Here is a 13,548-nt window from a genome sequence, read left to right as displayed (position 1 = left end):
CGTCAGCCGAGTTTTTCCAAACCGGGCGGAGGCCAGTTTTCCAGTTTCATCCCCAGCGTCAGCCCGTGCGCTGCGAGCACTTCCTTGATCTCGTTGAGCGACTTGCGACCGAGGTTGGGGGTTTTCAGGAGTTCCTGTTCGGTGCGCTGGATCAGATCACCGATGTAGTAGATGTTCTCGGCCTTGAGGCAATTGGCCGAGCGGACCGTGAGTTCGAGATCGTCGACGGGGCGCAACAGCAGCGGATCGATCGCTGCGCCGCTCTCGGAGCGTGCACTGGGCTGGCGTCCTTCGAGATCGGCAAAGACGGCGAGTTGGTCCACCAGCACGCGTGCGGCATAGCGAATCGCCTCTTCGGGATCGATCGAGCCGTTCGTCTCGAGTTCGAGGACCAGACGATCGAGGTCGGTACGCTGCTCGACCCGGGCGCTCTCGACGGTATAGGCGACCCGACGCACCGGGCTGAAGGAGGCGTCCATCAGGATATGACCGATCGCACGATCGCCCTCGGTTTTGCGCGCGGAGGCCGGAACGTAACCTCGGCCTCGTTGGACACGGATTTCCATCTCGAGGCGCCCGCCTTCTTCGACGTGGGCGATGACGTGATCCCCGTTGATGACTTCGACGCCATGGCCCAACTGGATGTCGGCCGCGCGAACCACTTTCGGCCCCACGGCTTCGAGGCGCACGGTCGCATCTTCACGTTCGTGCAGTCGAAACACGACGCCTTTCAGATTGAGCAGCAAATCGACGGCGTCTTCGCGCACCCCTTCGATCGTCGAATACTCGTGCAACAGGCCAGTGATCCGCACCTCGGTAGGAGCGCTACCGGGAAGCGCAGCCAGGAGCACGCGCCGCAGCGCGTTGCCCAACGTATGGCCGAAGCCGCGCTCGAACGGTTCCATCGTGACGCGCGCCAACACCGGCGACAGATTTTCCACGTCGATGCTGCGCGGTTTCAGCAGGCTTTCCAAAGACATCGATGCTATCCTCTGTTTCTCGCCGCTGCGAGGGGCTTATCGCGAGTAGAGTTCGACCACGAGGTTTTCGTTGAGCGTGGGCGAAAGCTCGGCGCGCTGCGGATAGGCCTTGAACACCCCCTTGCCCGCCTGCACGTCGACTTCGATCCACTCGGGGAAACCACGTTGCGCCGCCGCTTCCAGCGCAGCCTTCACGCGGAGCTGGGCGCGGGCCTTTTCGGTGAGCTCAACCACGTCGCCCGGACGAACGAGGTAAGAAGGAATGTTGACCCGGCGACCGTTGACCATTACGCCATTGTGGCGCACGACTTGGCGCGCCTCGGCGCGTGAGGCGCCGAAACCCATGCGATAAGCGACGTTGTCGAGCCTGCCTTCGAGGAGTTGCAGAAGGTTCTCGCCCGTCTGGCCGCGACGGCGAGCCGCTTCGGCGTAGACACGACGGAACTGCATCTCCAAAACGCCGTAGAGCCGACGGATCTTTTGCTTCTCACGCAGCTGTTTTCCGTATTCGGACAAGCGCTGCCCCGAGGTTTGACCGTGCTGACCGGGTGCATAGCTGCGACGCTCGATCGCGCACTTGTCCGTGAAGCATTTTTCCCCTTTGAGGAAGAGCTTTTCGCCTTCCCGCCGGCACTGCCGGCACTTGGGATCGAGATTACGTGCCACGTTCGACTCCTGTTAGATCCGACGTTTCTTGGGCGGACGGCAGCCGTTGTGCGGAATCGGCGTTACATCCTGTATGCTGGCGATGCGGATGCCGAGCGCGGCAAGCGCCCGCACCGACGATTCACGCCCTGGGCCAGGACCTTGCACACGCACTTCAAGGCTCTTGATGCCACATTCCTGGGCTGCCTTGCCTGCCGCATCGGCCGCCACCTGGGCGGCAAACGGGGTACTCTTGCGCGAGCCCTTGAAACCCGCCGAACCGGACGAGGCCCAGGAAAGCGCGTTGCCTTGCCGATCGGTGATCGTGATGATCGTGTTGTTGAAACTCGCGTGGATGTGCGCGATGCCCTCCGCAACATTCTTTTTGACTTTACGTCGGGCCTTCGTCGTAGTTTTAGCCATGGAGTGACCTCATCATTTCTTCTTGCCGGCGATGGTCTTGGGCGGCCCCTTGCGGGTACGCGCGTTCGTGCGAGTACGCTGTCCACGCACGGGCAACCCCCGGCGATGGCGCATGCCGCGATAGCAACCCAAGTCCATCAAGCGTTTGATGTTCATGGTGATCTCACGCCGCAAGTCGCCCTCGACCTTGTATTTGGCGACTTCCTCGCGCAAGCGCTCGAGCTCGGCGTCCGTCAGATCTTTGACCTTGGCCGATGGCTGGATGCCTGCGGCCTCGCAAATCTTGCGGGCACGGGAACGACCGATGCCGTAGATCGCCGTGAGCGCGATCTCGGTGTGTTTGTGGTTGGGGATATTCACCCCTGCGATACGGGCCATCTGCAATCACCCCAAAAACGAAATTCTCAAGTATAAAAGATTCGCGCCCAAGGTTCAACCTTGACGCTGCTTGTGGCGCGCTTCTTTACAAATGACCCGCACCACGCCCTTGCGCCGCACGATGCGGCAATTGCGGCAGATCCGCTTCACTGAGGCTTGGACTTTCATGGAGCTCTCCCTGGATTCTTCACTTGGAACGGAATACGATGCGCCCGCGCGTCAGGTCGTACGGGGTGAGCTGCACCGTGACCTTGTCTCCGGGCAGGATGCGGATGTAGTGCATTCTCATCTTGCCCGAGATATAACCGAGAATGACGTGACCATTTTCCAGACGCACGCGGAAGGTGGCGTTGGGCAGCGTCTCGATCACTTCACCCTGCATTTCGATGACGTCTTCCTTGGCCATGCCTTACTTCCTCCGCAACGCGCCAGACGTGAAATTCGCCTTCTTGAGCAAACTCTCGTATTGGTGCGACATCACATAGGATTGCAGTTGCGTCATGAAATCCATCGTCACGACCACGATGATGAGTAGCGACGTCCCCCCGAAATAGAAGGGCACGTTCCACTCGAGGATGAGAAACTCGGGGATCAAGCACACGAGCGTGATGTAGATCGCCCCGGCGAGCGTGAGTCGCATCAACACGCGGTCGAGATACTTCGCCGTCTGCTCGCCCGGCCGAATGCCTGGCACGAACGCACCGCTCTTCTTCAGGTTCTCCGCCGTCTCCTTGGCATTGAAGACGAGGGCGGTGTAGAAGAAACAGAAAAAGACGATCGCCAAGGCATAGAGCAGGATATAGACCGGCTGCCCAGGCGACAGCGCTCCAGCCAGGTCTCTCAACCAGATGAAGCGATCGCCCGACCCGAACCACTGCGCCAGCGTGGCGGGGAAAAGAATGATGGACGAGGCGAAGATCGGCGGGATCACACCGGCCATGTTGAGCTTCAAAGGCAGATGCGAACTCTGACCCCCATAGATCTTGTTGCCCACCTGTCGCTTGGCGTAATTGACCAGGATTTTCCGCTGACCTTTTTCGACGAAGACGACGAAGGCCGTCACCAGCAACACCAGCACGCAGACGAAGAGGGCGGAGAAAGGATGCATCGCCCCGCTCGAAACGAGCTCGAAGAGCCCGCCCAGCGCCTGAGGCAACCCTGCGACGATCCCGGCAAAGATGATGAGAGAGATGCCGTTCCCAATACCCCGTTCGGTGATCTGCTCACCGAGCCACATCAGGAACATCGTGCCGGTCACCAGCGTCACCACGGTGACGAAACGGAACATCAATCCTGGTTCGAGCACCAACCCGGGCTGGGATTCGAGGGCGACCGCGATTCCCAAGCCCTGCGCGAGCGCGAGCACCAAGGTACCATAGCGCGTGTACTGCGTCAGCTTGCGCCGACCCGCCTCGCCTTCTTTTTTCAGCGCCTCGAGCGCAGGGAAGGCGTAGGACATGAGCTGCACGATGATCGATGCCGAGATGTACGGCATGATCCCGAGCGCGAAGATCGTGAAGCGCGACAACGCCCCGCCGGAGAAGAGGTTGAACACCCCCAGGATCCCGCCACCTTGCGTCTGGAAGAGCTGGGCAAGTTTGGCCGGATCGATGCCCGGAACAGGGATGTGCGCCCCGATCCGATAAACGACGAGCGCCCCCAGCAAGAACCAGAGACGCCGTTTCAGGTCGGCAAATTTCCCTACCGTCGCGTGTTGGGTCGCTTTGGCCACGACGTTTCCCTACTCAGGATTCGACGAGGGTGCCGCCGGCCGCCTCGATGGCGCTCTTGGCCCCCTTGGTGGCCGCGATTCCCCGCAGGATGAGCTTGCGCGTGATCGTTCCGGCCAGGATCACCTTGGCCGCCTTGGCAGCGCGCGGCACCACGCCCGCCTGCTTGAGTACGACCAGGTCGATGTCGTCGACCGGGATCCGCTCGAGGTCGGAGAGGCGCACTTCGGCGACTTCGCCAGCCGTGAGCGAGACGAAACCACGCTTGGGCAGACGGCGTTGAAGCGGCATTTGACCGCCCTCGAAGCCGACTTTGTGAAAGCCCCCGGAGCGGGATTTCTGGCCCTTGTGTCCCCGGCCGCAGGTCTTGCCCAGACCGGAACCGATGCCGCGGCCGACCCGCTTCTTCGCTTTCTTGGCCCCATCGGCCGGTTTGATGGTGTTGAGTTGCATTTGTCAGCCCTCGACCTTCAGGAGATAAGACACCTTGGCGATCATGCCACGCACCTGAGGGGTGTCGGCGAGCTCGACCGTGTGGTTGAGCCGACGCAAGCCGAGCCCACGCACGGTGGCACGATGATCCTTACGCGTGCCGATCAAAGACTTGACCAGCGTCACCTTGACTTTGTCGTTCGCCATGGCTCACTCCGTGATCTCTTCGATGGACTTGCCGCGCTTCGCGGCAAGCTCGGAAGGACGGCGTGTGGCCGTCAATCCCTTGATCGTGGCGCGCACCACGTTGTACGGGTTGGTCGAGCCAACGATCTTGCAGATGACGTCCTTGACGCCCATCACCTCGAACACCGCGCGCATGGCACCGCCGGCGATGATTCCGGTACCCGGAGGAGCCGACTTCATCATCACCGTGGAAGCACCGTGCTTGGCGATCACGGTATGCTGGATGGTGCCGTTTTTCAAAGGCACCTTGACCATGTCACGACGGGCCGACTGCATGGCCTTTTGCACCGCGACCGGTACCTCACGGGCCTTACCCTTACCCATGCCGATGCCACCGTCGCCGTCGCCGACGACCGTCAGCGCCGCAAAGCTCAGGATGCGCCCACCCTTGACGGTCTTGCTGACGCGGTTGATCGACACCATCTTTTCATTGAGCTCGTCCTGCCGCTCTTCCGCAGGTCGGCGCTTGTCTTGCTGATTCCTGGCCATCGCTTTTCCCGTATCAGAATTTGAGCCCGGCTTCGCGCGCGGCCTCAGCCAAGGCTTGCACGCGACCATGATAGAGATATCCCGAGCGGTCGAACGCGACCGTCTCGATGCCGATCGCCTTGGCTTTCTCGGCGATGGCACGACCCACGAGCGCCGCAGCGGCCTTGTTACCCCCGTTGCTCACCTTGTCGCGCAGCTCCTTGTCGAGCGTAGACGCGGCAGCGAGCACGCGTGAACGGCACGGGGAGATGATCTGCGCGTAGACGTGCGAGTTGGAACGGTAAACCGTGAGGCTCGGCACTTTCAGCTGCGCGATCTTCGCCCGGGTTTTGCGGGCACGGCGCAGACGTGCAAGTTTCTTGTTCATGATCGAATGCCCTTATTTCTTCTTGGTCTCTTTCAAGACCACGATTTCATCCGCATAGCGTACACCCTTGCCCTTGTAAGGCTCCGGCGGACGGTAACCGCGGATCTTGGCGGCTTGCTGGCCGAGTTGTTGCTTGTCGGCCCCTTTGAGCACGATCTCGGTCGGCTGGGGTACTTCGGCCTTGATACTCGCAGGAAGCTCGTGCTCGATCGGGTGCGAGTAGCCCAGCGAGAGATTCAGCTTGTTACCCTGCAGCTGTGCGCGGTAACCCACTCCGACCAAAGTAAGGCGCCGCTCGAACCCTTTCGCGACCCCATGCACCATGTTGGCGAGGATGGCCCGCGCAGTACCGGCTTGAGCAACGCTGCCGGGGGTCTTCTCGTCGCCCTGGCAGCGCAGCACGTTGCCCTCCCGGACGATGCGCACGGCGGAATTGAACGAGAACTCGAGCGCGCCGAGCGGACCTTTGACCGCGACGCGGCTGCCGTCGATCGTGACCTCGACGCCACCCGGAACCTCGATCGGTTGTTTTGCGATTCTCGACATCTCGATCTCCCTCAGGCGACGTAACAGAGCACTTCGCCACCAACTTGCGCCTTGCGGGCGGCACGATCGGTCATCACCCCCTTGGGCGTAGACACGATGGCCACTCCCAGACCGTTCATGACCTTGGGCAAGTCGGCGACGGAACGGTAGATGCGCAAACCAGGACGCGACACCCGCTCGATGTGTTCGATCACGGGGCGACCGGCGTAATACTTGAGCTTCAATACCAGGGTCGACTTCGGCCCCTCTTGACGCACCTCGAACCCATCGATGTAGCCCTCTTCGTGCAATACGCGAGCGATCGCGGACTTGAGCTTGGAGCCAGGAACCTCGACGGTAGGCTTTTCCGCCTTTTGCGCATTGCGAATGCGCGTCAACATATCGGCGATCGGATCAGACATGCTCATCTTCGGACTCCCTTACCAGCTCGCCTTGGTCATGCCGGGGACTTCGCCGCGGAAAGCCATTTCACGCAACTTGTTTCGGCTCAGACCGAATTTACGGAAAGTTCCGCGCGGACGGCCGGTGATCGCGCAACGATTCCGCAACCGAGTGGGGCTGGCGTTGCGCGGCAGTTGCTGCAGCTCGAGGCGCGCCTGCATGCGCTCTTCTTCGGACAGACTCATGTCCCGTATTTTGGCGAGCAGAGCGTCGCGCTTGGCCGCGTACTTGGCCACCAGCTTGCGACGTTTTTCCTCGCGATTGATTATCGATTTCTTTGCCATGTCAGCCTCAATTCCGGAAGGGAAACTTGAACGCGGCCAGCAGCGCCTTGGCCTCTTCGTCGGTTTTCGCCGTGGTCGTGATGGTGATGTTCATGCCGCGCAGCGCATCGACCTTGTCGTACTCGATCTCCGGAAAGATGATCTGCTCACGCACACCCAGGTTGAAGTTGCCACGACCATCGAACCCCTTGCCGCCAACGCCGCGGAAATCCCGCACGCGGGGCAGAGCGATCGAAATGAGCCGATCGAGGAATTCGTATGCCCGAGCGCCGCGCAGCGTCACCTTGCATCCGATCGGGTACCCCTCGCGGATCTTGAAACCGGCGATCGATTTGCGCGCCTTGGTGATCACGGGCTTTTGCCCCGAAATCGCCGCCAGATCCTTGACGGCATTCTCCAGGACTTTCTTGTCGGCCACGGCCTCACCTACGCCCATGTTGAGCGTAATCTTGGTGATGCGCGGCACTTCCATGATCGACTTGTAGCCGAACTTGCTGACGAGTTCGGGCACGACCTTTTCTTTGTACTGTTGTAGCAACCGGGCCATGTTCGCTCCTTAGACGTCCACCACTTCGCCGGTGCTCTTGAAGAAGCGCACTTTACGGCCATCTTCGAGCACCCGAATCCCGACCCGGTCGGCTTTCTGGGTCTGCGGATTGAATAGCGCGACGTTGGAGATGTGGATAGGCATCTCTTTTTCGATGATCCCACCTGCGATTCCGCGCAAGGGATTGGGGCGCACGTGTTTCTTGACGCGATTGATCCCCTCGACGATGACTTTTTCGTCGCTGACGCGGCGCGTCACTACCCCCCGGCGCCCTTTGTCTTTGCCGGCGATCACGATCACCTGATCGCCCTTACGGATCTTCTTCATTGCGACACCTCAGATGACTTCGGGGGCGAGCGAGACGATCTTCATGAATCGCTCGGTACGCAATTCACGCGTAACAGGGCCAAAAATACGCGTACCGATCGGCTCGAGCTTGTTGTTGAGCAGCACGGCGGCGTTGCCATCGAACTTGATGAGCGAACCGTCGGGACGGCGCACCCCTTTGGCGGTGCGAACGACGACGGCGTTATAGACGTCGCCTTTCTTGACGCGCCCGCGCGGGGCCGCTTCCTTGACCGACACCTTGATGATGTCGCCGACGTTGGCATAGCGGCGCTTGGAGCCCCCAAGCACTTTGATACACATGACCTTGCGCGCGCCGCTATTGTCGGCGACCTGCAAGAGGGTCTGCATCTGGATCATGAAAATCTCCAACTTATACCGCTAGAGCGGACAGTTTTGGACTCAAACACCTTCGGCGCGCACACGGCTCAAGCGACGAAGGAAAACGAAGTGCCCCGCCTTGCGACGGGGCAAGAGTCCAGCACTATAACCGATGCGGCAGAAAATTGCAAGGGCGAATCAGGCAAGACGTGCCTTGGACACGAGCCGGACGACCTTCCAGGTTTTTGTCTTGGAAATCGGACGGCACTCTTCGATCTCGACGACATCGTTGAGCGCCACTTCCGGATCTTCGCAGTGCGCATGGAATTTGCGCGATTTGGTGACGATCTTCCCATAGAGGGGATGCGCCACGCGACGTTCGACCAATATGGCGACCGTCTTGGCCCGAGCGGTACTCACGACGCGTCCAACCATGCGCTGCCGGGTCTTGTTTTGCATTTCTTCGGTCATTTACGCACCCCTTTTTCCCGCAGGAGGGTCTTGATCCGCGCGATATCGCGCCGGGTAGCACGCATCGCCGCGGTATTGGTCAGTTGCTGCGTCGCTTGTTGCATACGAAGCGAGAATTGCGCCTTGCGCAACTCGAGCAATTCTTTCTCGAGCTCGTCGACGCTCTTTTCACGCATGTCTTTTGCTTTCATCATGCCGCTCCCAACTTGCGGGTGACGAAGACGGTCTTGAACGGCAGCTTCGCGGCGGCGAGTTCGAACGCCTCACGGGCCAGCGCTTCGCTCACACCGTCCATCTCATACAAGACTTTGCCCGGCTGGATTTCGGCGACCCAGTATTCAGGGTTTCCTTTCCCGCTTCCCATACGGACCTCGGCAGGTTTCCGGGAGATGGGTTTATCGGGAAACACTCGGATCCAGATCCGCCCGCCGCGCTTGATGTGACGGGTCATGGCGCGCCGCGCTGCTTCGATTTGGCGAGCCGTGAGCCGTCCGCGGCCGATCGCCTTGAGACCGAACTCGCCGAAGGAAACGGAGGTCCCGCGCGTTGCCAGTCCCTTGTTGCGGCCCTTCTGGACCTTGCGGAATTTAGTTCGTTTCGGCTGCAGCATCGCCCACTCCCGAAGTTACGTTCGCTTTGGCGGCGCGGGTGCGACGACCGCGACGCGCGCCTTCCCCTTCGTCACGACGACCCCGCGCGGGACGCCGAGCTTCCCGCTCGACAGGCTCCTGCGGTGCCTGATTACGCGCCAGGATGTCGCCCTTGTAGAGCCAGACCTTGACGCCGATGATCCCGTAGGTGGTCTGTGCCTCGGCAAAACCATAATCGATGTCGGCGCGCAGGGTTTGCAGGGGAACCCGACCCTCACGGTACCATTCGGAGCGTGCGATCTCGGCCCCGCCCAGACGGCCGGAGGTCATGATCTTGATCCCTTTCGCCCCGAGCCGCATCGCGTTTTGCATCGCACGTTTCATGGCGCGACGGAACTGGATGCGTTTCTCGAGCTGGGTCGCGACCGATTCGGCGATGAGCTGCGCATCGAGCTCGGGTTTGCGGATTTCCTCGATCGTGAGGTGCACCGGCACGCCCATGCGACGGTTCAGATCCGCTCTGAGAAGCTCGATGTCCTCACCTTTCTTCCCGATGACCACACCGGGACGCCCCGAGTGGATCGTGATCTTTGCACTCTTGGCCGGGCGTTCGATCACGATACGACTGACGGCCGCATGCTTGAGCTTGTTCTTCAAGTACCCACGAACCTGGGCGTCTTGCTGCAGCAGGCGCGGGAAGTCCTTGCTCGAGGCAAACCAGCGCGAGGACCAGTCACGCGTGACGACGAGGCGAAAGCCGGTCGGATGGATTTTCTGTCCCATGTTCGCTCCTTATTCTCCGACCGCGACGATGATGTGCGACGTAGGCTTGAGGATCTTCGCCCCACGCCCTTTGGCCCGCGCCCGGAAGCGCTTGAGCACCACGCCCTTCTCGACCATGATGCGTTTGACCTTGAGTTCATCGACGTCGGCACCGTCGTTGTGCTCCGCATTGGCGATGGCCGAAAGCAGCGCTTTACGAATCAAATGCGCGCCTTTTTGCGGACAGAAGGCGAGGATGTCGAGCGCCTGCGCCACCGGTTTGCCGCGGATGAGATCGGCGACGAGACGACCTTTCTGGGGAGAAAGGCGCACGCCGCGCACGATAGCCTTGGTTTCCATATCTCGTTTCCTCGACCTTTAGCGTTTAGACTTCTTACCCGCGGCGTGCCCTTTGAAGGTGCGGGTGAAGGAGAATTCGCCGAGTTTGTGTCCAACCATGGCCTCGGTAACGAATACCGGGACGTGCTGCCGGCCATTGTGCACCGCGAACGTCAACCCGATGAACTCGGGCAGGATCGTGGAGCGGCGAGACCAGGTCTTGATCGGACGCTTGTCGTTGGTCGCGCGGCTTTGCTCGACCTTCTTGAGCAGATGGGCATCGACGAACGGCCCTTTTTTGACGGAACGTGCCATGACTTACCCCTTAACGCTTGTGCCGACGCTGGACGATCATGTTGTCCGTGCGCTTGTTGCGGCGAGTGCGATACCCTTTCGTCGGCTGACCCCATGGGCTGCGCGGCACGCCGCCCTCGCCCGTGCGCCCTTCACCACCACCATGCGGGTGGTCGATCGGGTTCATCGCCACACCGCGTACGGTAGGACGAACGCCACGCCAGCGGGAAGCCCCCGCCTTGCCGAGTTTTTCCAGGGAATGCTCACCATTGCCCACTTCCCCGATAGTGGCGCGACATTCGACGTGCACCTTGCGCACTTCGCCCGAGCGCAGACGCACCTGGGCATAGGCACCTTCACGCGCGACGAGCTGGACCGAAGTTCCTGCAGCGCGAGCGAGCTGCCCGCCCTTGCCCGGCACGAGCTCGACGTTGTGCAGCGTCGTTCCCACCGGGATGGCACGGATCGGCAGCGCATTGCCGGGCTTGATCGGCGCTTGCGGACCGCTCATGATGGTCTGGCCGACCGTCAGCCCTTTTGGCGCGAGGATGTAACGGCGCTCCCCGTCGGCGTAGCACAACAGTGCGATGTGCGCTGAGCGGTTGGGATCGTACTCGATCCGCTCGACCCTGGCCGGGATGTTGTCCTTGTTACGCCGAAAGTCGACGATGCGATAGTGCTTCTTGTGCCCGCCGCCCTTGTGCCGGGTAGTGATGCGTCCGGCGTTGTTGCGACCCGCGAGACGCGTCATCGCTTCGACGAGTGAAGGATACGGCCGACCCTTGTAGAGTTCCTTGTTGACGACCCGCACCATGGCACGACGGCCGGGCGAAGTCGGTTTCATCTTGATCACTGCCATGATGGTTTACTCCCCGGCCATGAAGCTGAGCTCTTGGCCCGGCTTGAGCGAGACGAAGGCTTTCTTCCAACCGGCACGGCGGCCCGTGATTCGCCCCGTCCGTTTCTCCTTGCCTTTGACGTTGAGCACCCGCACGCCCTCGACTTCGACCTCGAAGAGCTTCTCGACGGCGGCCTTGATTTCGGGCTTGGTGGCATCGCGCGCGACGCGGAATACCACTTGATTGAGACGCTCCCCGAGCATCGTGGCTTTTTCCGAAATCTGCGGTCCGAGCAGAACCTGATAGAGGCGTTCTTCGCTGATCGTCATTGCCACATCTCCTCGAATTTGGCCACGGCGCCCTTGGTGAGGAGCACTTTCGGGAAGTGCACCAAAGCCACCGGATCGGTCTCGTGCGCCGCCAGCACCAGCGCATCTTTGAGGTTGCGGCTGCCGAGCAGCAGATTCTCATCGAGCTCGTCGGTGATCAGCAGCACGCGCGTCCCCGCAAGCCCCATTTCCTTGAGCTTTTGTGCCACGAGTTTGGTCTTGGGCGCATCGACGCGGAAATCGTCGATCACCGCCAGGCGCTCTTCGCGGGCGAGCTGCGACAGGATGGTGGCCATTGCCGCGCGGTACATCTTACGGTTGACCTTCTGCTTGAAATTCTCGTCCGGCGAACTGGGGAAAATCTTTCCGCCATGCCGCCACAGGGGGCTGGAAGTCATCCCTGCGCGCGCACGCCCCGTCCCCTTCTGCCGCCAGGGCTTACGGGTGGAGTGATGCACCTGGGAACGATCTTTCTGAGCGCGCGTACCTTGACGGGCATTGGCCTGATAAGCGACGACGACCTGATGCACCAGCGCTTCGTTGTAAGGGCGGGCGAAGAGCGCGTCGGAGACCTGAGTGGTTCCGGCAGGCTGACCCTGCGCATTCAATAGCTTGAGTTCCATATCCACCTCGCCTTAGCCTTTGACCGCCGGGCGCACGATCACGTCGCCGCCCTTGGCACCGGGAACCGCCCCCTTGACGAGCAGGAGATTGCGTTCGGCATCGACGCGCACGATCTCGAGATTCTGCACCGTGACGGTCTCGTCGCCCAAATGCCCCGCCATGCGCTTGCCGGGGAAGACGCGACCGGGATCCTGCGCCATACCGATGGAGCCGGGCGCGCGCGTAGTGATCGAGTTCCCGTGCGAGGCACGGTTGGAGCTGAAGTTGTGGCGCTTGATCGCGCCGGCGAACCCTTTACCGATGGAGCGACCGGTGACGTCGACTTTCTGTCCCGGCTGGAACATCGTCACGGAAAGCTCCTGGCCGAGCTGCAACGAGGCGAGATCGGAGGGGGCGACGCGGAATTCACGCAAGACACGCGCCGCAGTGACGCCCGCCTTGGCGAAATGCCCGGCGAGCGGCTTGGTGGTGCGCGAAGGCTTTCGCGCGCCAAAACCGACCTGGACGGCTGCATAGCCATCGGTCTCTGGCGTTTTGAGTTGCGTCACGCGGTTGGCGGAGGCTTCGAGCACGGTCACCGGAATGGACTGACCATCGTCGGTGAAAATCCGAGTCATGCCCACCTTGCGAGCGACAAGGCCTAGACTCATGTTGTTCTCCTCGAACCGGTTACGATTGACCGGACGTGTACGAAATAAAACCCGCCGAAGTGGGTAAACGCGCAATTATAGGCCGGATCGATCTCTAATGCAAGGCAAGGCTTACATCAGCTTGATGTCGACGTCCACCCCGGCAGGGAGGTCGAGCTTCATCAAGGCATCGACGGTCTTGTCCGTGGGCTCGACGATGTCCATGAGGCGCCGATGGGTACGGATCTCGAACTGGTCACGCGAGGTTTTATTCACGTGCGGCGAGCGCAGTACGTTGTAGCGTTCGATTTTGGTCGGCAAAGGAATCGGGCCGTGAACGACGGCCCCAGTGCGCTTGGCCGCCTCGACGATCTCGTGCGCGGACTGGTCGATCAAGCGATAGTCGAATGCCTTGAGGCGGATGCGGATCTTCTGATTGTTCATGATTCATTCCAAAGAGCGAAAGGTAGAAAAACCCGGCGGGGAATGTCCCGCCG

General features: G+C 61.0%; 28 protein-coding genes. All 28 read right to left on the bottom strand.

The genetic code is table 11. The features are described 5' to 3' along the window. Nucleotides 1-2: 2 nt before the first annotated feature. Complete coding sequence (locus GV368_RS00225) at nt 3-980, bottom strand: DNA-directed RNA polymerase subunit alpha (RefSeq protein WP_142803745.1); 978 nt, start codon at nt 978-980, stop codon at nt 3-5. Nucleotides 981-1,016: 36 nt separating this feature from the next. Next, complete coding sequence (rpsD, locus tag GV368_RS00220) at nt 1,017-1,646, bottom strand: 30S ribosomal protein S4 (RefSeq protein WP_142803746.1); 630 nt, start codon at nt 1,644-1,646, stop codon at nt 1,017-1,019. A 12-nt stretch (nt 1,647-1,658) separates the two neighbouring features. Beyond that, the gene (gene rpsK, locus GV368_RS00215) at nt 1,659-2,048 is read right to left on the bottom strand and encodes a 30S ribosomal protein S11 (RefSeq protein WP_142803747.1); all 390 of its coding nucleotides are present in this window, start codon (nt 2,046-2,048) and stop codon (nt 1,659-1,661) included. Nucleotides 2,049-2,060: 12 nt separating this feature from the next. Next, nucleotides 2,061-2,426, bottom strand: a complete 366-nt coding sequence (rpsM, locus tag GV368_RS00210; protein WP_142803748.1) for a 30S ribosomal protein S13 — start codon at nt 2,424-2,426, stop codon at nt 2,061-2,063. A 54-nt stretch (nt 2,427-2,480) separates the two neighbouring features. Then, complete coding sequence (rpmJ, locus tag GV368_RS00205; RefSeq protein ID WP_028874976.1) at nt 2,481-2,594, bottom strand: 50S ribosomal protein L36; 114 nt, start codon at nt 2,592-2,594, stop codon at nt 2,481-2,483. Between the two features lie 19 nt (nt 2,595-2,613). Next, nucleotides 2,614-2,832 carry a translation initiation factor IF-1 gene (gene infA, locus GV368_RS00200; protein WP_028874977.1) on the bottom strand — a complete coding sequence of 73 codons (219 nt, stop codon included), beginning with the start codon at nt 2,830-2,832 and terminating at the stop codon, nt 2,614-2,616. A 3-nt stretch (nt 2,833-2,835) separates the two neighbouring features. Next, entirely contained in the window at nt 2,836-4,158 is a 1,323-nt protein-coding gene (gene secY, locus GV368_RS00195; protein WP_169114501.1) for a preprotein translocase subunit SecY, read from the bottom strand. A gap of 13 nt (nt 4,159-4,171) precedes the next feature. Further along, nucleotides 4,172-4,609, bottom strand: a complete 438-nt coding sequence (gene rplO / locus GV368_RS00190) for a 50S ribosomal protein L15 (protein ID WP_169114499.1) — start codon at nt 4,607-4,609, stop codon at nt 4,172-4,174. 3 nt (nt 4,610-4,612) lie between these two features. Further along, entirely contained in the window at nt 4,613-4,795 is a 183-nt protein-coding gene (gene rpmD, locus GV368_RS00185; RefSeq protein WP_169114497.1) for a 50S ribosomal protein L30, read from the bottom strand. A 3-nt stretch (nt 4,796-4,798) separates the two neighbouring features. Continuing rightward, nucleotides 4,799-5,323 carry a 30S ribosomal protein S5 gene (gene rpsE / locus GV368_RS00180; protein WP_169114495.1) on the bottom strand — a complete coding sequence of 175 codons (525 nt, stop codon included), beginning with the start codon at nt 5,321-5,323 and terminating at the stop codon, nt 4,799-4,801. Between the two features lie 13 nt (nt 5,324-5,336). Then, entirely contained in the window at nt 5,337-5,690 is a 354-nt protein-coding gene (gene rplR, locus GV368_RS00175; protein ID WP_142803753.1) for a 50S ribosomal protein L18, read from the bottom strand. A gap of 12 nt (nt 5,691-5,702) precedes the next feature. Next, nucleotides 5,703-6,236 (bottom strand): 50S ribosomal protein L6, encoded by a 534-nt coding sequence (rplF, locus tag GV368_RS00170; RefSeq protein WP_169114493.1) that lies wholly within the window; start codon nt 6,234-6,236, stop codon nt 5,703-5,705. 11 nt (nt 6,237-6,247) lie between these two features. After that, entirely contained in the window at nt 6,248-6,643 is a 396-nt protein-coding gene (gene rpsH, locus GV368_RS00165) for a 30S ribosomal protein S8 (protein WP_169114491.1), read from the bottom strand. 12 nt (nt 6,644-6,655) lie between these two features. Then, a complete protein-coding gene (rpsN, locus tag GV368_RS00160) occupies nt 6,656-6,961 on the bottom strand; it encodes a 30S ribosomal protein S14 (protein ID WP_142803756.1) in 306 nt (101 codons plus the stop codon). Nucleotides 6,962-6,968: 7 nt separating this feature from the next. Continuing rightward, nucleotides 6,969-7,508 carry a 50S ribosomal protein L5 gene (gene rplE / locus GV368_RS00155; RefSeq protein ID WP_142803757.1) on the bottom strand — a complete coding sequence of 180 codons (540 nt, stop codon included), beginning with the start codon at nt 7,506-7,508 and terminating at the stop codon, nt 6,969-6,971. A gap of 9 nt (nt 7,509-7,517) precedes the next feature. Beyond that, nucleotides 7,518-7,835, bottom strand: a complete 318-nt coding sequence (gene rplX / locus GV368_RS00150) for a 50S ribosomal protein L24 (protein ID WP_142803758.1) — start codon at nt 7,833-7,835, stop codon at nt 7,518-7,520. Nucleotides 7,836-7,844: 9 nt separating this feature from the next. Further along, on the bottom strand, nt 7,845-8,213 hold the full coding sequence (gene rplN / locus GV368_RS00145) for a 50S ribosomal protein L14 (protein WP_142803759.1): 369 nt from the start codon (nt 8,211-8,213) through the stop codon (nt 7,845-7,847). Between the two features lie 159 nt (nt 8,214-8,372). Beyond that, complete coding sequence (gene rpsQ, locus GV368_RS00140) at nt 8,373-8,645, bottom strand: 30S ribosomal protein S17 (protein ID WP_142803760.1); 273 nt, start codon at nt 8,643-8,645, stop codon at nt 8,373-8,375. Further along, on the bottom strand, nt 8,642-8,836 hold the full coding sequence (gene rpmC / locus GV368_RS00135; protein WP_142804237.1) for a 50S ribosomal protein L29: 195 nt from the start codon (nt 8,834-8,836) through the stop codon (nt 8,642-8,644). The genes rpsQ and rpmC overlap by 4 nt, the downstream gene beginning before the upstream one ends. Next, nucleotides 8,836-9,255: a 50S ribosomal protein L16 gene (gene rplP / locus GV368_RS00130; RefSeq protein ID WP_142803761.1), complete on the bottom strand. Its 420-nt coding sequence runs from the start codon at nt 9,253-9,255 to the stop codon at nt 8,836-8,838. Before rplP ends, rpmC begins: the two co-directional genes overlap by 1 nt. After that, nucleotides 9,233-10,018, bottom strand: a complete 786-nt coding sequence (gene rpsC, locus GV368_RS00125) for a 30S ribosomal protein S3 (RefSeq protein WP_142803762.1) — start codon at nt 10,016-10,018, stop codon at nt 9,233-9,235. Before rpsC ends, rplP begins: the two co-directional genes overlap by 23 nt. Nucleotides 10,019-10,027: 9 nt before the next feature. Beyond that, the gene (gene rplV / locus GV368_RS00120; RefSeq protein ID WP_028874993.1) at nt 10,028-10,357 is read right to left on the bottom strand and encodes a 50S ribosomal protein L22; all 330 of its coding nucleotides are present in this window, start codon (nt 10,355-10,357) and stop codon (nt 10,028-10,030) included. Nucleotides 10,358-10,375: 18 nt separating this feature from the next. Then, nucleotides 10,376-10,651: a 30S ribosomal protein S19 gene (gene rpsS, locus GV368_RS00115; RefSeq protein WP_142803763.1), complete on the bottom strand. Its 276-nt coding sequence runs from the start codon at nt 10,649-10,651 to the stop codon at nt 10,376-10,378. A 10-nt stretch (nt 10,652-10,661) separates the two neighbouring features. Beyond that, entirely contained in the window at nt 10,662-11,489 is an 828-nt protein-coding gene (rplB, locus tag GV368_RS00110) for a 50S ribosomal protein L2 (protein WP_142803764.1), read from the bottom strand. A gap of 6 nt (nt 11,490-11,495) precedes the next feature. Continuing rightward, nucleotides 11,496-11,798 (bottom strand): 50S ribosomal protein L23, encoded by a 303-nt coding sequence (rplW, locus tag GV368_RS00105; protein ID WP_142811309.1) that lies wholly within the window; start codon nt 11,796-11,798, stop codon nt 11,496-11,498. Next, nucleotides 11,795-12,421, bottom strand: coding sequence for a 50S ribosomal protein L4 (gene rplD, locus GV368_RS00100; protein ID WP_142803766.1), 627 nt, complete (start codon nt 12,419-12,421; stop codon nt 11,795-11,797). Before rplD ends, rplW begins: the two co-directional genes overlap by 4 nt. A gap of 12 nt (nt 12,422-12,433) precedes the next feature. Beyond that, a complete protein-coding gene (rplC, locus tag GV368_RS00095) occupies nt 12,434-13,072 on the bottom strand; it encodes a 50S ribosomal protein L3 (protein ID WP_142803767.1) in 639 nt (212 codons plus the stop codon). 111 nt (nt 13,073-13,183) lie between these two features. Beyond that, complete coding sequence (gene rpsJ, locus GV368_RS00090) at nt 13,184-13,495, bottom strand: 30S ribosomal protein S10 (protein ID WP_028874999.1); 312 nt, start codon at nt 13,493-13,495, stop codon at nt 13,184-13,186. Nucleotides 13,496-13,548 lie beyond the last annotated feature (53 nt).

The organism is Tepidiphilus baoligensis, assembly GCF_012911495.1.
In the GTDB taxonomy this organism is placed as follows: domain Bacteria; phylum Pseudomonadota; class Gammaproteobacteria; order Burkholderiales; family Rhodocyclaceae; genus Tepidiphilus; species Tepidiphilus olei.
This window is presented reverse-complemented; position numbering and strand designations above follow the sequence as displayed.

What these genes read in the sequence shown, in the direction of transcription:
- GV368_RS00225 (WP_142803745.1), bottom strand. Translation starts at nt 980, where the DNA reads ATGTCTTTGGAAAGCCTGCTGAAACCGCGCAGCATCGACGTGGAAAAT.
- rpsK (WP_142803747.1), bottom strand. Translation starts at nt 2,048, where the DNA reads ATGGCTAAAACTACGACGAAGGCCCGACGTAAAGTCAAAAAGAATGTT.
- rpsM (WP_142803748.1), bottom strand. Translation starts at nt 2,426, where the DNA reads ATGGCCCGTATCGCAGGGGTGAATATCCCCAACCACAAACACACCGAG.
- rpmJ (WP_028874976.1), bottom strand. Translation starts at nt 2,594, where the DNA reads ATGAAAGTCCAAGCCTCAGTGAAGCGGATCTGCCGCAATTGCCGCATC.
- infA (WP_028874977.1), bottom strand. Translation starts at nt 2,832, where the DNA reads ATGGCCAAGGAAGACGTCATCGAAATGCAGGGTGAAGTGATCGAGACG.
- rplO (WP_169114499.1), bottom strand. Translation starts at nt 4,609, where the DNA reads ATGCAACTCAACACCATCAAACCGGCCGATGGGGCCAAGAAAGCGAAG.
- rpmD (WP_169114497.1), bottom strand. Translation starts at nt 4,795, where the DNA reads ATGGCGAACGACAAAGTCAAGGTGACGCTGGTCAAGTCTTTGATCGGC.
- rpsE (WP_169114495.1), bottom strand. Translation starts at nt 5,323, where the DNA reads ATGGCCAGGAATCAGCAAGACAAGCGCCGACCTGCGGAAGAGCGGCAG.
- rplR (WP_142803753.1), bottom strand. Translation starts at nt 5,690, where the DNA reads ATGAACAAGAAACTTGCACGTCTGCGCCGTGCCCGCAAAACCCGGGCG.
- rplF (WP_169114493.1), bottom strand. Translation starts at nt 6,236, where the DNA reads ATGTCGAGAATCGCAAAACAACCGATCGAGGTTCCGGGTGGCGTCGAG.
- rpsH (WP_169114491.1), bottom strand. Translation starts at nt 6,643, where the DNA reads ATGAGCATGTCTGATCCGATCGCCGATATGTTGACGCGCATTCGCAAT.
- rpsN (WP_142803756.1), bottom strand. Translation starts at nt 6,961, where the DNA reads ATGGCAAAGAAATCGATAATCAATCGCGAGGAAAAACGTCGCAAGCTG.
- rplE (WP_142803757.1), bottom strand. Translation starts at nt 7,508, where the DNA reads ATGGCCCGGTTGCTACAACAGTACAAAGAAAAGGTCGTGCCCGAACTC.
- rplX (WP_142803758.1), bottom strand. Translation starts at nt 7,835, where the DNA reads ATGAAGAAGATCCGTAAGGGCGATCAGGTGATCGTGATCGCCGGCAAA.
- rplN (WP_142803759.1), bottom strand. Translation starts at nt 8,213, where the DNA reads ATGATCCAGATGCAGACCCTCTTGCAGGTCGCCGACAATAGCGGCGCG.
- rpsQ (WP_142803760.1), bottom strand. Translation starts at nt 8,645, where the DNA reads ATGACCGAAGAAATGCAAAACAAGACCCGGCAGCGCATGGTTGGACGC.
- rpmC (WP_142804237.1), bottom strand. Translation starts at nt 8,836, where the DNA reads ATGAAAGCAAAAGACATGCGTGAAAAGAGCGTCGACGAGCTCGAGAAA.
- rplP (WP_142803761.1), bottom strand. Translation starts at nt 9,255, where the DNA reads ATGCTGCAGCCGAAACGAACTAAATTCCGCAAGGTCCAGAAGGGCCGC.
- rpsC (WP_142803762.1), bottom strand. Translation starts at nt 10,018, where the DNA reads ATGGGACAGAAAATCCATCCGACCGGCTTTCGCCTCGTCGTCACGCGT.
- rplV (WP_028874993.1), bottom strand. Translation starts at nt 10,357, where the DNA reads ATGGAAACCAAGGCTATCGTGCGCGGCGTGCGCCTTTCTCCCCAGAAA.
- rpsS (WP_142803763.1), bottom strand. Translation starts at nt 10,651, where the DNA reads ATGGCACGTTCCGTCAAAAAAGGGCCGTTCGTCGATGCCCATCTGCTC.
- rplB (WP_142803764.1), bottom strand. Translation starts at nt 11,489, where the DNA reads ATGGCAGTGATCAAGATGAAACCGACTTCGCCCGGCCGTCGTGCCATG.
- rplW (WP_142811309.1), bottom strand. Translation starts at nt 11,798, where the DNA reads ATGACGATCAGCGAAGAACGCCTCTATCAGGTTCTGCTCGGACCGCAG.
- rplD (WP_142803766.1), bottom strand. Translation starts at nt 12,421, where the DNA reads ATGGAACTCAAGCTATTGAATGCGCAGGGTCAGCCTGCCGGAACCACT.
- rplC (WP_142803767.1), bottom strand. Translation starts at nt 13,072, where the DNA reads ATGAGTCTAGGCCTTGTCGCTCGCAAGGTGGGCATGACTCGGATTTTC.
- rpsJ (WP_028874999.1), bottom strand. Translation starts at nt 13,495, where the DNA reads ATGAACAATCAGAAGATCCGCATCCGCCTCAAGGCATTCGACTATCGC.